The 13993-nt window shown below is 71.9% G+C and carries 12 protein-coding genes; 7 read left to right on the top strand and 5 right to left on the bottom strand.

Features of this window, described 5'->3' with window-relative positions; genetic code table 11:
- Positions 1-239: 239 nt before the first annotated feature.
- The gene (locus Q2K19_RS26145) at positions 240-740 is read left to right on the top strand and encodes a hypothetical protein (protein ID WP_302764630.1); all 501 of its coding nucleotides are present in this window, start codon (positions 240-242) and stop codon (positions 738-740) included.
- 205 nt (positions 741-945) lie between these two features.
- Here the strand turns inward: Q2K19_RS26145 and Q2K19_RS26140 are convergent, their stop codons facing one another.
- The 4 genes from Q2K19_RS26140 to Q2K19_RS26125 all read right to left on the bottom strand — a co-directional run bounded on the left by Q2K19_RS26140 (position 946) and on the right by Q2K19_RS26125 (position 4528).
- A complete protein-coding gene (locus tag Q2K19_RS26140; protein WP_302764629.1) occupies positions 946-1200 on the bottom strand; it encodes a hypothetical protein in 255 nt (84 codons plus the stop codon).
- Positions 1197-2234, bottom strand: a complete 1038-nt coding sequence (locus tag Q2K19_RS26135) for a TRM11 family SAM-dependent methyltransferase (protein WP_446839787.1) — start codon at positions 2232-2234, stop codon at positions 1197-1199. The genes Q2K19_RS26140 and Q2K19_RS26135 overlap by 4 nt, the downstream gene beginning before the upstream one ends.
- Before the next feature lie 25 nt (positions 2235-2259).
- A complete protein-coding gene (locus Q2K19_RS26130) occupies positions 2260-3171 on the bottom strand; it encodes a hypothetical protein (protein WP_302764627.1) in 912 nt (303 codons plus the stop codon).
- Positions 3172-3329: 158 nt separating this feature from the next.
- Positions 3330-4528, bottom strand: a protein-coding gene (locus Q2K19_RS26125) for an IS3 family transposase (RefSeq protein ID WP_302764626.1) whose coding sequence is annotated in 2 segments (ribosomal slippage) — positions 3330-4240 and positions 4240-4528 — 1200 coding nt in all. Because the reading frame shifts where the segments join, the coding sequence is not laid out codon by codon here.
- Between the two features lie 700 nt (positions 4529-5228).
- Between Q2K19_RS26125 and Q2K19_RS26120 the strand changes: the two genes are divergently transcribed.
- Positions 5229-6080 (top strand): hypothetical protein, encoded by an 852-nt coding sequence (locus Q2K19_RS26120; protein WP_302764624.1) that lies wholly within the window; start codon positions 5229-5231, stop codon positions 6078-6080.
- An 84-nt stretch (positions 6081-6164) separates the two neighbouring features.
- Here the strand turns inward: Q2K19_RS26120 and Q2K19_RS26115 are convergent, their stop codons facing one another.
- Positions 6165-6734: a dihydrofolate reductase family protein gene (locus Q2K19_RS26115; protein WP_302764623.1), complete on the bottom strand. Its 570-nt coding sequence runs from the start codon at positions 6732-6734 to the stop codon at positions 6165-6167.
- 659 nt (positions 6735-7393) lie between these two features.
- Here Q2K19_RS26115 and Q2K19_RS26110 point away from each other — a divergent pair.
- From Q2K19_RS26110 to Q2K19_RS26090, 5 genes are read left to right on the top strand one after another with little or no spacing between them, the layout of a single operon-like run.
- The gene (locus Q2K19_RS26110; RefSeq protein ID WP_302764622.1) at positions 7394-7771 is read left to right on the top strand and encodes a pilin; all 378 of its coding nucleotides are present in this window, start codon (positions 7394-7396) and stop codon (positions 7769-7771) included.
- Between the two features lie 2 nt (positions 7772-7773).
- Positions 7774-8694, top strand: coding sequence for a hypothetical protein (locus Q2K19_RS26105; RefSeq protein ID WP_302764621.1), 921 nt, complete (start codon positions 7774-7776; stop codon positions 8692-8694).
- Entirely contained in the window at positions 8691-9650 is a 960-nt protein-coding gene (locus Q2K19_RS26100) for a PrgI family protein (RefSeq protein WP_302764620.1), read from the top strand. Before Q2K19_RS26105 ends, Q2K19_RS26100 begins: the two co-directional genes overlap by 4 nt.
- The gene (locus Q2K19_RS26095; RefSeq protein ID WP_302764618.1) at positions 9647-11437 is read left to right on the top strand and encodes a VirB4 family type IV secretion system protein; all 1791 of its coding nucleotides are present in this window, start codon (positions 9647-9649) and stop codon (positions 11435-11437) included. The genes Q2K19_RS26100 and Q2K19_RS26095 overlap by 4 nt, the downstream gene beginning before the upstream one ends.
- Positions 11438-11457: 20 nt before the next feature.
- The gene (locus Q2K19_RS26090; RefSeq protein ID WP_446839788.1) at positions 11458-13953 is read left to right on the top strand and encodes a type IV secretory system conjugative DNA transfer family protein; all 2496 of its coding nucleotides are present in this window, start codon (positions 11458-11460) and stop codon (positions 13951-13953) included.
- Positions 13954-13993: the final 40 nt, after the last annotated feature.

Raw genomic sequence — 13993 nt, 5'->3', positions numbered from 1 at the left:
CGCGACGTGCACCCGTTTCCGGCCGCATAGACGCTCGCACCGGTGAGTGTGGGACTGGGAACAGCAGGCCGCAAGCGTGGCACGCGGCTGGTTGGCGGACCTGGAGGAGTAGCTCCGATCGGCATTCGCACTGCGGCAGAGTCGGATGTTTCCCCGTATGCGATCCGCCGACGCCCGACCAGCGGCTATTTACTACCGGCAAACCGACCTCACGGCCGCGGTGGGCGGCAGCCCCGACTTTGACAGGTGTCACGCTCCTGTCAGGGTGCGGCGGCCCACCGGACAAGCGGTCGACGGAGGAACTGCTCGCCATTGGGCAGGCACGGCTCGATGAGATTGCCATCCCGGCGGGCTGGCAGCTCAGTGGTGGCAAGGGCGCCTGGGGGTCGCAGGGCAAGCTCCGCTGGACCCGCGACTACCGGGTCAACATCAGCCCGGACGCGGCGGGCCGCGAGTTGAAAGATCGGATCCAAGCGGCGGGCTGGAAGCGTGACGGCAGGACCTGCCAGGCCGGCACGGTCGTAGTAGGCATGCTCTTCGCCGTGCGTGACTACGACCTGAACCGGCCTGACCGGGCGGCGGAGAACCTGTTGCTGCTGCGTTCCCGCTTCGCATTTCCGCTGACCGTCGCCAGCGTAACGCCATCCGCCGCGAAGAGGTCCCTAACGGTTGACTGGACGCTTCTCGCGCTGTGCCTGCTGGTTCTGGCTTCCGCCGTCTCGGTCGCGCTCAACGTCTGACCAACTCGACGGATGAGGGCGTCGCCCGGCTGACCAACGAGGCCCATGGGCGCTGACGCCTTCGGGGCCGCCGATGAGCTCACCGATCGAGGGTCGATCAACGCTGCGAGTCGGCCAGGGTGGCGACCCGACGGCCCTGGGCATCCGCCGGTGCAGCGATAGGCTGCGCCGATCTCCATCGACGTCACGCTCACACCGGCGGAGATCACCGCCAGAGCGCGTTCGCGACGCCGCTGGCGCGTGGCGATTCATCCGGCTCTTCGCCGCGCGCTAGGCGAGCCCGATCCTGAACCTGCGCGGCCTGCCCGGCACCCTCGAACGACTGCGCATCGACCGGCAACTCGAGGAAGCCGTCACCACCGGCGCCGACCCGCTGCACCTGGCCGCCGTCTTCGGGGTCAGCGAAGGAACCGCCATCCGATGCGCGACCAACGCCCGAGAACTCATCGGCGGCCCTCACGCGGACCGCCTCCCCGAGTTGCCCTGAACCCCGGTGTCCGCATGCCACGATGTCCCCTCAGGACACCCGGATTCGCCGTGCGAACACTTGGGTTCAGCCGAACTCGCGGACTTCTGCGGCCGGCGGAAGATCAGCACGTCCTCGTGCGTGATCAGGTGCAGCGGGATACCGCCGGTGCGGGCCTTGCGCACGGTTTGGAGTTGGAAGAACGACGGCCGGGCGACGAGGTGCCCGTCGCGGACCGCGGCGAGCAGGGCGACGCACCGCTCGGTCGGGACCAGGCCGGCGCGCACGCCGGCGGCGATGACCGCGGACGGCAGGTCGACGAGCTGGCCGTTCTTGCGCCATGGTCGGGCGGTGACCACGACCGTGCCGCCAGGGCGCAGCAGGGCGGCGCAGCCGGTCAGGATCTGTTCGAAGCCGTCGGTGAGGCCGGTGAGGTCGCGGTAGGCGAGGTTGCCGCGGTCGGTGCCGTAGGTGTTGTCGAACTTGGTGACCCCGTCGGTCCCGGGTCGGACGAGGCCGTGGACGGTGGGCCCGTACGGGGGTGAGGTGATCACGAGGGCGACCTGCCCGGCGAGGGCTGCGGGCAGGAGGGAGGCCAGGCGGGTGGCGTCGCCGCGGACCACCGAGGCGTGGCCGGTGGCGCCCTGCTGGTGGGCGTGGGTGATGTTGGTGTCGGCGATGTTCGACCAGCGTGGCTCGTACTCGACGCCGATGGCGTCGCGGCCGGTGTGGATGGCTTCGACGAGGGTGGTGCCGATGCCGCACATCGGGTCGAGGACGAGGTCGCCGGGCTGGGTGTAGGCGGCGATGGCGTGCGCGGCGATCGCGGGGAGCATCCGGGCGGGGTGCTTGACGGACTCGGCGACGTAACGGCCGCGGCGCTGCACCGGTCCGGTCTGCTGCGCGGTGGCCCAGACCGACAGGCGCTGCGGTTGGTCCGGTGCCCGGTGACGTCCGCTGCTCTCGGGGTGACCGCCGTCGTCGCCGTGCTGGCCGAGGTAGGCGTCCTCGGCGTCGCCGGGCTGCACCTGGCCTGGTGGGAAGGGGGTGGGGTCAGCCACGGCGGTCACCGCCCTCGCGCCGCCGGCGGTTCGCCTGCCCGGTGGTCGATCCGGGTACCGGGCTGAAGACGAGCAGGTCCGCGTGGACCTTCAGGTGCGCCGCCGTCCACCGCTGCGGGCTGGCTTGCTGGGCGATGGTGAGGAGTTCCTCGTCGGTGGCGTGGTAGACGAAGGCGTCACCTTCGGTGTCGGCGGTGACGGCGACGATGTGCTGCAGGTAGCCCAGGCCCACGGACGCGGCGGCGGTGGCCACCGGGGTGAAGTCCTCCGGCCGGGCGGCGGTCGTGGTGGGGACGGTGACGACGAGGACGAGGCAGCCGCCGGGGCGCAGGAGGCGCGCGCAGGCGGTCAGCAGCCATGCCAGCCGGATCCGGTTGGTGGCGTCTGCCGGGTCGAGGGGCCAGCAGGCCACGATGAGGCTGGTCGCGTCCTGCAGTGATGTGTCGTGGCGGGACGGGGTGCACATGTCGGTGGGCGGGGGCAGGTCGGGGTCGGTGAGGTCGTCACCGAACCACGCGGCCAGGTCCGGCAGGTCCCCGTCAGTGGGCGGCGCGGCCGGGTCGGGCGGGGTCGGTGCGGTGGCGGGGCCGATGATGAGGCTGGAGACGTCGGTGAACCAGCCGGGGTGGTGCCGGCGGCGGCCTGCGTGGCAGATGGCGGTCAGGGCGTGGTCGAAGGTGAGGTCGACGACCGGGTCGCCGGGGCGGCTGTAGGCGGCGACGAGACGGTAGGCCAGCCGGGCGCCGATGCTGCGGCTGGTGTCGGCGTCGGTGCGGGCGGTGCGCCACACGGTGACCGGCACCGGTGGATCACCGGCGACCACGTCGGTCAGGGTCGGGTCGGCCTCGGTTGGGTCGGCGGGCTGGACAGGGTCGTGGGGGTGCTGCGGCGTGTGCTCGCTCATGTGGATGTGGGCTCCGCGCCGCGCCGTGATGCGCTGACACCCTCAAATCGGCGTGTGTCAGCTGTGGCGGACACCCCTTGGGTCTGACGGAGGTCTGACAGCAACCGCCGGGCATGGAAGCGTGGAGGGGGCTTGACCCCTGATCCTGGACACGGGGGTTATGCGGCCGGGGCCAGCGTAGCTGGCGCTGGGCGGGTGTTCTTCTCGTAGGTGATCGGTGATTGCTGTCCGAGCCGGGAGTGGCGTCGAATGGTGTTGTAGCGGTGCAGCCAGCGGAATGCGGCGAGTCGGGCTTCGCGTTTGTCGGTGAAGGCGCGGCGGCCCTGGAGGGTCTCGCGTTTGAAGGTGGCGTTGAACGACTCCGCGGCCGCGTTGTCGGCGGAGCTACCGACCGCGCTCATTGACTGCCGGACCCCTGCCGTGGTGCAGGCGGCGGCGAAGGCCCGGGAGGTGTATTGAGCTCCGTGGTCGGTGTGCATGATCGCCCCGTCGAGGCTGCCCCGGGTGCGCTGCGCCGCGTGGAGGGCGTCGATGACCAGGTCGGTGCGCATGTGGTCGGCGATCGCCCAGCCCGCGAGGCGCCGGGAGTGCAGGTCGAGGACGGTGGCCAGGTAGAGGAATCCGCGGTCACCGACCGGCAGGTAGGTGATGTCGCCGACGTAGCGTTGGTTCGGCGCGGGGGCGGTGAAGTGCCGGCCGATCAGATCCGGGGCCTTCGCCGCGGCCGGGTCCGGCACCGTCGTACGAGTTCGCCTGCGCAACCGCAGACCCTGCACGCCGAAGCGGCGCATCACCCGCGCGACCCGCTTACGGTTGACCAACTGCCCGGCATCGCGCAGCTCGGCGGTGATCCGTGGTGCTCCGTACGTGCCGTCGTGCTCGGCGTGCACCGCCCGGATCCGGCTGGCCAGCGCGACGTCCGCGGCCTGCCGGGCGGCCCGCGCTTCGGCGGCCGATCGCCAGTAGTAGAAGCTCGAGCGGGACACCCCGAGGATCTGACACAACCGCTTCACGCCATAGCGCTGCTGATGGTCGGCGACGAACTGGAAGCGGTTCACCAGCGCGTCTCCCCGGCGAAATACCGGGCCGCCTTCCGCAGAATGTCCCGTTCCTCCTCCAACTCCCGCACCCGCCGCCGCAACGCCGCGTTCTCATCCTCCACCGACCCGGACGCCGGCGGCGCCGCCGGCCCGGCCGCTGCGCCCCGACGCTGATCATCAGCGCGGACCCAACTGCGCAACGTCTCCCGATTGACGCCCAGATCGTCAGCGATCTGCGCGATCGTCGCCCCCGGCCGAGACCGGTACAACGCGACCGCGTCGGCCTTGAACTCGGCGGGGTAGTGCTTGTTCACCATCTGTCAGGGACTCCTGATCTCCCCGGACCATCACGATCCAAGGCTCAAGTGTCCAGGACCAGGGGGCAACTCCCGAGCCCTGAATCGATCCAACGTGCCCGGACTGTCGCGCCCGCCCTGACCGAAGGTGACGGACAGCCATGGCGGCAGGGGTAAGCGCCGTTCGGGCGACTACCGCCGTCAGACATTCGCCGGTCGTGGTCGCCGCGCATGTCAGGTCCAGCGCGGCGAGGCGGCTTCGTCGACGACGGCTATGTCTGTCATCCGTCGGTGCCGCTGTCAGACACCTGGCGCGGCCGCCGTGTCAGACGCCGGCCCTGTGTCGCTGTATCGGCGCTGTCCGGCAGCGGGCCGGCTGTCAGAGACGGCCACGGCGGCACCGTGTGATTGTCAGACCGCCGTCAGGTCCGGTTGAGGGGCAGGCGAGGCTGTCAGGTCCGCCGGCGCGGCGTGCGTCACCACCGCGCTGGCGATGTCATCGCGCAGGTCAGAGCCAGCTTGTCAGGCCCGTGCCAGGATCCGACGCGGACGACGGCCGCCGTCTGCGTTGATGCGTGCTGGTGCGGCGGCAGGGTCTGTCGTGCTGCTGGACTGGACTGTCAGAGGTCTGTGAGGGCGCTATGGCGCAATCGGTGTCTTCCGCGCCGGTGTGACACCGCCTCGGCGTGCCGTCGACGATCCCCCGCTGGGAGGGTGTGACATGACCCTGTCCGACTCGACTTGGCCGGACTCGCCGCTGGACGCCGTCGAGGCCGCCTTCGCGGCACTGACCACCGGCCCCGCCCCCCTGACACTCGACTTGGACACGCTCGGACCTGGCACCGGCTTGCCGGCCGGTGTCATGACATTGCCGGCGCTGCGGGACTGGCTGCTGCGCCATCCGCGCGCCTACGCGGCGCGTGACGCGGTGTGGCGGGACCTGGTTCGCCGCGCTCGACTGGACGGACCGTCCTGGGTCATCGCGGCGGTGGCGATGGCGATGCCCGCGCTGCGCCGGCATGCCGGGCGACTGCACGCGGGGTGGTCCGGTGACGGCGCCGACCTGGACGCGGAGATCCTCACCGGATTCCTCACCGCCTTGCGCGACCGCGTCGACCTGGCCAAGCCGGCCCCGTACGCCGCGCTGTGCATGGCCGCCTGGCGGTCCGGACACGAGATGCTGCGCCGCGCGGGCACCGCGGTGCCGGTGCAGGACCTGGAGCACGTCATCGGCCCTCGTGCCCCGCTCGTCCCCTACGGCCACCCCGACCTCCTGGTTCGGCGGGCCGCCCGGCTCGGTCTGCTCGAGGCCAGCGACCTCGAGCCCTACATCGACCTGCGGCTCGGGGGCAGAGCGATCGAACCGATCGCCGCACGTCTGGGCATCACCGTGGACGCGCTGCGTAAGCGGATGAACGGCATCGACCAGCGTCTTGCTGACGCCCTCGCCATGGGACTGCTCAGCGGCGTCGTCTCGGCCGACGCTCGCGAGTGTCTGCAGCACCAGTCCGCACACCGCGCGCGGACTCGCGCCGGCCGCGCCCTGCGGAGTGTGCCTCGGGCAGCCGCCTGACCTGCGAAGCTTCCGCTGCGGGCTGGCGGCTTGGCAGGCCCAGAGGCAGGGCGTCGCGTGGTCAGGGGCGGACACGGTTGCTCACTACTTCACGACCCGGAACCGCAGGTGCGTGACCGCGTCGGAGGCGATCACCTGCGTACGCTCCAACTCGATGTGGCCCAGGTCGTCCAGCAGCCGGGTTCCGGCGCCCAGCACCACGGGCACGAGGTTGATCTGCATCTCATCAAGCAGCCCGGCACGCAGGAACTGCCGTCCCGTCTGGGCGCCCATCACGATCACGTCCTTGTCCTCGGCCGCGTCCTGGGCGGACTTGAGGGCGGTCTCGATGCCGTCGGTGACGAAGGTGAACGTCGCGCTCTTCATGGCGAGTTCGTCACGGGCCTGGTGGGTGAGTACGAAGGTCGGTGCCGGATACGGGGTGTCCTCCCAGTGGGGCAGTCCGACGTCGAACGTGCGCTTGCCGACCACGACCGCGCCAACCGAGGCGAACGTGGCAGCGATGACCTCCTTGTCGCGCGGGTCGGGACGGTCGGTGAACATCCACTCGTGCAGCCGCATGCCGCCCTTTCCCATGGGATGTTCCGCGCCGATGTCGGGGCCGGCGACGAAGCCGTCCAACGACATGCTCTTGTACAGCACCACGGTGCCCATCGAGACCTCCTGAACGTTGACTTCAGGGTTGGACCGTCCGGCCTCCCAGAACTCATCGGCGATGCCGGGCCGGTGCCAGATTCAATGAGACGGAGCTTCGAAGATCGCCCGTTACAGCCAGACATGAGCTGATCCCCGGGACGGGACACGGGTCACCTCGGCTGAGAAAGCTCTCCAGTCGGAGCAGACAGATTGAGGAAAGAGCAGTTCAGCTGAGAAGGACACCTCACCGCGCACGGACCTCCCGAACGGGCCGGGCATCACGATGGCCGCACGCGGGCGCAGCTGGTGGACAGTCAGACGAGCACCGTGGCTGCCAGATCGGTGTCAGCTCCGCGGGTGTCCGGCAGAGCTGACAAACCCCGGTTTGAGGGTGCGGAACTCTTCCGCGGCGCCAGACGAGGCGCTGGGAGGTTCCGCCCGCCGCCGGGCCCGAGATGTGGGGCTGACGTGAGCCGGGGCGCCTCGGGTGCCGTGCCGTGTTGGTGCGCTGACACCTCACCGATTCCCGCTACACCCGACAGGGAGGACGCGCTCCTCCCGAGGGACTGTCGCGGCTCGCCGACGCTCCGTCTCCGGTGCCCGGCGGCGGCCCTGTCGACGTCCTTACGACGCCCACCCCTCGCTGGATCGAGGGGTGGGCTGGAGGTGAACCGCCCATGTACCGCATCCGCGCACGTCTTCGTGCCCTCACCACCGTCCACGTCCTCCGCCGCCTCGTCACGGTGGCCGTCGCGACCGTCGTGGTCGTGGCGACACCGGCCGTCGCGCACGCCGATCCTGGTGCGCCGGCGATCGTGGCGGTGAACTCGCTGCCGGTTGTCGTCGCCAATCTGCGGGCCTGGCTGATCGGCATCCTCGCCGCGCTGGCCACCTTGTTCCTCGTCCTGGCCGGCGTCTACTGGGCCACCGCAGGCGGCGACCCGGCGCAGGTCGAGCGGGCCAAGGGCGCACTGAAAAACGCCCTGGTCGGCTACGGCCTGGCCATCCTCGCCCCGGTCCTGCTGCAGGTCGTCCAAGGCATCGTCGGAGGCTGACCATGAGCTGGCTACTCGACCAGATCCTGGACTGGCTGTCGGCGGCAATCCTCGCGAGCCTCGACGCCCTGTTCGGGGTGATCAGCAGCGCGCTGCTGATCACCCCGAAAGTCACCGCCCTGCCGCAGGTGCAGGCCCTGACGGGCCGCTCGGTGCTCGTCGTCGACACCGTCTTCGTCCTCGCCTTCGTGGCCGCCGGGGTGCTCACCATGACCGCCGGCGGCAGTGAAACCACCCGCTACACCGCCAAGGACCTCGTCCCGAGGCTGATCGTCGGGTTCGTCGCCGCGCACTTCTCGCAGCTGTGGTGCGGCATGCTCATCGACCTGGCCAACGCCCTGACCGGCGCGCTCACCACACCCGACGGGGACAGCGACGGCGCGCTGCGCGCCATCAAAACGCACATCCTCGCCGGGCGCGACACCAGTGCGGTGCTGCTGTTCGTGATCTGCGTGGCGATCATCGCCGTGCTCCTCGCTGGCACCGCGTTCAGCGTGATCGTCCGCTTCGCCGTCGTCATCGTCCTGACCGCCTTCGCGCCCCTGGCGCTGGCGTGTCACGCGATGCCTCAGACCGAACCGGTCGCGCGCCTGTGGTGGCGGTCCTACACCGGCGTCCTCGCCGTGCCCGTGGTGCAGGGCTTCACCCTCTACGCCGGGCAGTGGATGCTCACCGACCCCGAGCACCTGCTGCCCGTGCTCGGGCTGCCGGTGGATCCGGGCGGGGCGATCAACCTGTTCGTGGTCATGGTCATGCTCTGGACGACGCTGCGCGTGCCGTCCCTGATGCGCCGCTACGTGGCCACGGGCAACAGCGGCCGCGGGGTGAACATGCTCGGCGCGGCGGTGCGGGTCATCGTCGTGCAGCAGGCCACCCGTTCCGTTCCCGGCCTCGGCCGCGGGCTGAAAGCGGTCGGCCGATGAGCCGCCACGACGACCGCGCAGATCCGGGCCGGGTGCGGATGCCCGCTGACGTCGACGCGCCGGACAAGGTGCTGTACGGGCTGACGTTCCGGCAGCTGGCGGTCCTCGCCGTCGCCGCCCTCGCCTTCTACGGGGCGTGGCGGGCCCTCCACGCGCTCGTTCCCGCGCCAATTCTGGTCGGTGCGGCTGTCGTGCTCGGCGGTCTCGTGTTCGGTGTGGCCGTGGGCCGGCGCGACGGCCTGTCGCTGGACGTGTGGCTGCTCGCCGCCGTGCGGCATTCTCGGGCGCCGCGGGCGTTGTCGACGACCGACACGACCACGGTGCCGGACTGGGTGCGGGCCCCGGCGTCGAAGGTGACACTGCCGGCGCCGTTGAAGCTGCCCGCCGACGCGATCGACGACGGCGGGGAAATCCGCCTGGTCGGAGCTCGGGCGGCGATGGTGGCCGCCACCAGCGTGAACCTCGCCCTGCGCACCCCCGATGAGCAGGCAGCGCTGGTGGACACGTTCGGTCGGTGGCTGAACTCGCTGTCCACGCCGACGCAGATCGTCGTGTCCGCCCAACCGGTGGACCTGCAGGGCGCCGCCCGCACCCTCGCCGAGGCAGCCGAGAAGCTGCCGCACCCCGCCCTGGCGGACGCGGCGGCCGACCACGCCCGCTTCCTCAACGACCTCGCCACACGGCGCGATCCGCTGCGCCGGCAGGTCCTCATCGTCACTCGCACCACCGTCGGCGAGCGCGCCGCCCGCCGGCGCGCCGAGGACACCGTCCGCGCGCTGGCCGGCCTGGGCGTCACCGCCCGGGCGCTGGACGGCGCGGCCGTCACCGCCGCTCTCGCCGCCGCGGCTGACCCCTACCGGCCGCCCCGACCGGGCGGCCTCGCGGCCCCCGACGCCGTCATCACCGCAGCCGCGCCCCACCGGCGCCACCGACCTGAAGGGAGCCGACAGGCATGAACAAGCGCAACCGAGCCCACTCGGGCGAGCCGGGCCGCCGGGCGCGAGGGCTGGCCGCGACGGTCGCCCCCGCCTCGGTGGAGGTGACCCCGCGGATGCTGCGCGTCGGCGACGGCTACGCCGCCACCCTCGTGGTCACCGGCTACCCGGCCGAGGTCGGTCCGGCCTGGCTCGAGCCGCTGCTGTCCTGGCCGGGCCGCCTCGACCTGGCGCTGCACATCGACCCGCTGGCCGCCCCGGCCGCCGCAGCGAGGTTGCGCACCCAGCGGGCCCGCTTCGAGTCCTCCCGGCGGGCTGACGCCGGGCGGGGCAAGCTACCCGACCCGGCCGTGGACGCCGCTGCCGACGACGCGGCGGACCTCGCGCAGCGGCTCGCCCGTGGCGCGGCGAAACTGTTCCGCGTCGGCCTCTACCTGACCGTGCACGCCCGCACCGAAGACGAGCTCCTCGAGGCGTGCGCCCAGGTCAAGGCCGCCGCCGCGTCCACCCTGATCGAGGTGCAACCGGCAACCTGGCGGCACCTCGCGGGCTGGACCACCACCCTTCCCCTGGCCACGGACTCGCTGCGGATGCGGCGCACCATGGACACCGCCGCCCTCGCTGCCGCCTTCCCCCTTGCCTCCGCCGACCTGCCGGCGCCGCTGCCCGGCGACCCGCCCGCCGAGGGTGGGGTGCTCTACGGGGTGAACCCGGACTCGCAGGGCATCGTGTGGTGGGACCGCTGGGCGCAGGAGAACCACAACTGCGTCGTCCTTGCGCGCTCCGGCGCCGGCAAGTCGTACTTCGTGAAGCTGGAGATCCTGCGCAACCTCTACCAGCAGGTGCAGGTCGCCGTCATCGACCCCGAAGACGAGTACCCGCGCCTGGCCGACGGGGTCGGCGGCACCGTGGTCCGCCTCGGCGCGTCCGGGGTGAAGATCAACCCCCTGGATCTGCCGGCGGGCGACACCCGCCCGGACGTGCTCACCCGACGCGGCCTGTTCCTGCACACCCTCGTCAGCGTCCTGCTCGGCCAGCAGCCGCCGCCCGCCGAGCGAGCGGCCCTGGACCGGGCGATCCTGGCCGTCTACCGGGCCGCGGGGATCACCCCGGACCCGGCCACCCACCACCGGCCCGCCCCGCTCCTGCGCGACCTCGCCGACTGCCTGCACACCGACGACGACCCCGCCGCAAGGCAGCTCGCCGCCCGTCTCGCGCCATGGGTGCAGGGGTCGTTCTCGGAGCTGTTCGACGGGCCGAGCACCACCCGCCCCGACGGGCACCTGGTGGTGTGGTCGCTGCGGCACCTGCCCGACGAGCTGCGCACCGTCGGCACCCTGCTCGCCCTGGACGCGATCTGGCGGCAGGTCGACGCCCCCGGCCGGCCGGCCGCACGGCGGCTCGTCGTGGTGGACGAGGCGTGGCTGCTCATGCGCGACGGCGAGGGCGCCCGGTTCCTGTTCCGCATGTCCAAGGCCGCCCGCAAACGCCACGCCGGCCTGACCGTCATCACCCAGGACGTCGCCGACGTCCTGAGCACCGACCTCGGCCAGGCCGTCGTCGCCAACGCCGCGACCCAGGTGCTGCTCAAGCAGGCGCCGCAGGCTATCGACGCCATCGGCGAGGCGTTCGGGCTCACCGCCGGCGAGCGGCGGCTGCTCCTCGCCGCCCGGGTCGGCACGGGGTTGCTGATCTCCGGGACCAACCGGACCAGCTTCGAGGCCGTCGCCTCCCCCGCCGAGCACCCGCTCTGCACCACAAGCCCGAGTGAGCTGGCCGACCTCGACGACGAAGGAGACGAGCTGTGAACTGGTCCCTCGCCACCTACCTGGCCTTGCCGGCGGCCGAACCCAGCCCCTCCGCGCCAGGAACCGATGTCCTCACACCACCGACGGGCGCCGCGCGGTGGGTGCTCGACGCCGCCGGCTGGGTGGCGCAGCGGCCCTGGCTGCTTGCCGTCGCGGCGACCGTGCTGGTCGCCTACGTCGCCGGGCGCAACCTGCTGCGGCTGTGGCGGCACCGCCGGCACGCCGCCGGCGCCCGCCTGGTCACCATCGCCCCACCACCGGAGGTCGACCCGCACGGCGCCGCGGCGTTGTGGGCCAACCTCGCCGGCACCCTCACCGCATCGCGCCGCCGACGGCTGCTCTACGGCAGTCCCCACGTGGTGTGGCAGTACTCGTGGACCGGTCGGCGGCTGCTGATCTCTATGTGGGTGCCCGGCACGGTCGCGCGCGGCGCCGTGGAAGCCGCCGTCCGCGCCGCCTGGCCCGGCGCCGCCTGCGCGGTCGAGGAGACCGCTGCCCCGCCGATGCCGTTGGATGTGCCGGCGGCGGTGGGCGGTCACCTTCAGCCCACGGCAGCGGAGTGGCTGCCGTTGCACACCGGCCACGACAACGATCCCCTGAGGGCGCTGATATCCGCCGGCTCCCAGCTCAAGGCTGACGAGTACGCGTGCGTGCAGGTCCTGGCCCGCCCTGCCGGGCCTCGGCGCGTGGCCCGGGCACGGCGGGCCGCCGCCCGGTTGCGCGACGGCAAAACCGCCGTCCCTGAGCTCAACCCGGCCACTCCCCTGCGGTGGCTCGTCGAGCTGTTCCTACCCGGCAGCACCAGCGGCGGCCCCGCCCGATCAGCTCCGGCCGGGCGGCGCGACCCGAGCGTGGAGCGCGATGTGCGGGCGATCCTCGACAAGACCTCCCACCCGCTGTGGGAGACCGCCGTGCGCTACGCCGTCGGCAAGGACAGCCGCCGCGGAAGCACGGACCAACGGCCCCGGCTGATGGGCATCGCCCACGTGGTCGCGTCCTCCTTCGCGATCTATTCGGGCCGCAACCGCCTCATCCCTCGTAGCCGCATGTCGTCGCCGGCCGCGGTGCTGGCGTCGCGCCGTCTCGGCGGCGGGTTCCTCACCTGCACCCCGGAACTGGCCGCGCTCGCCGCGCTGCCCCGGGACCTGGCCGTGCCCGGGCTGGATCGGGCGCGGGCGAAGTCGATGCCCGCCCCGGTCGCCGTGCCCAGCGGTGGGCGCGGGATGAAGGTGATCGGCGACGCGCAGGTCGGCGGCCACGGGGTGGCGCTGGCCGTGCCCGACGCCCGCTACCACCTGCACGTGGTCGGGGCCACCGGCTCCGGGAAGACGACGTTGCTGGTGAACATGGCCGTCGACGACATCAAAGCCGGCCGCGGCACGGTGGTCATCGACCCGCACGGCGACATGGTCCTGGACATCCTCGACCGGCTCCCGGCATCGGTCGCGGACCGGGTGGTGCTGTTTGACCCGGACCAGCCCAACCCGCCGACGATCAACCCGCTCTCGGGAGACGACCCTGACCTCGTGGTCGACAACCTCGTGTCGATCTTCGGGAACATCTTCGCCAAGGCGTGGGGCCCGCGCATGGACGATGTCATGCGGGTGGCGTGCCTGACCCTGCTGCGGCACGCCAACGTCACCCTGCAGCACATCCCGCCCCTGCTCAACTCCGCGCAGTTCCGCTCGGCGATGACCGTCGACCTCGATGATCCGGCCGGCCTGTCCGGGTTCTGGCAGTGGTACGACGAGCTGAACCCCGCCCTGCGCTCTCAGGTCATCGGACCGGTGCTTGCCCGCCTGCGGGCGTTCCTGCTGCGGGACTTCGTCAAACGCACGATGCGCTACCCGCGCTCGAGTTTCGATATGGGTGAGCTCCTCGACGGGGGGGCGCTGCTCGTGCGCATCCCCAAGGGCCAGCTCGGGGAGGACACCAGCAAGCTGCTCGGCTCTCTGGTGCTGGCGCAGGTGTGGCAGGCGGCCACCGCCCGGGCGAAGATCGCCCCCGACAAGCGGCGGGACGCCACGCTGGTCATCGACGAGGCGCAGAACTTTCTCACCCTCGCCAATTCGCTGGACACGATGCTCGCCGAGGCCCGTAAGTACCGGCTGTCGCTGGTGCTGTCGCACCAGGACCTCGCCCAGTTCCCGAAGGACCTTCTCGCCGCCGCCTCGGCGAACGCCCGCAACAAGATCTACTTCTCGTGCGCGCCGGAGGACGCCCGTGTCCTGGCTCGGCATACCCTGCCGGAACTCGACGAGCACGACCTGACCCACCTCGACGCCTACACCGCCGCCACCCGCCTGGTCGTGGGCGGCCGGCAGACGCCGGCGTTCACCATGAGGACCCGCCCACCCAAGCCGCTGATCGGCGAGGCGACCGCGATCCGGCAGGCCGCGGCGCGCGCCGTCCCGGCGCAGGACACCGGCGCGATCGACGCTCTGGTCGACCGCTACTCAAGGCCACCCCAGCAAACCCGCGCGCCCCGTGTAGAGGGCGACAAGGCCAGGCCTTGAGGCCCGGTTGACCCCGAACGGCTCGCCCGGTATGGCCGGG

The sequence above is a fragment of the Micromonospora sp. NBRC 110009 genome (assembly GCF_030518795.1).
In the GTDB taxonomy this organism is placed as follows: Bacteria; Actinomycetota; Actinomycetes; order Mycobacteriales; family Micromonosporaceae; genus Micromonospora.
This window is presented reverse-complemented; position numbering and strand designations above follow the sequence as displayed.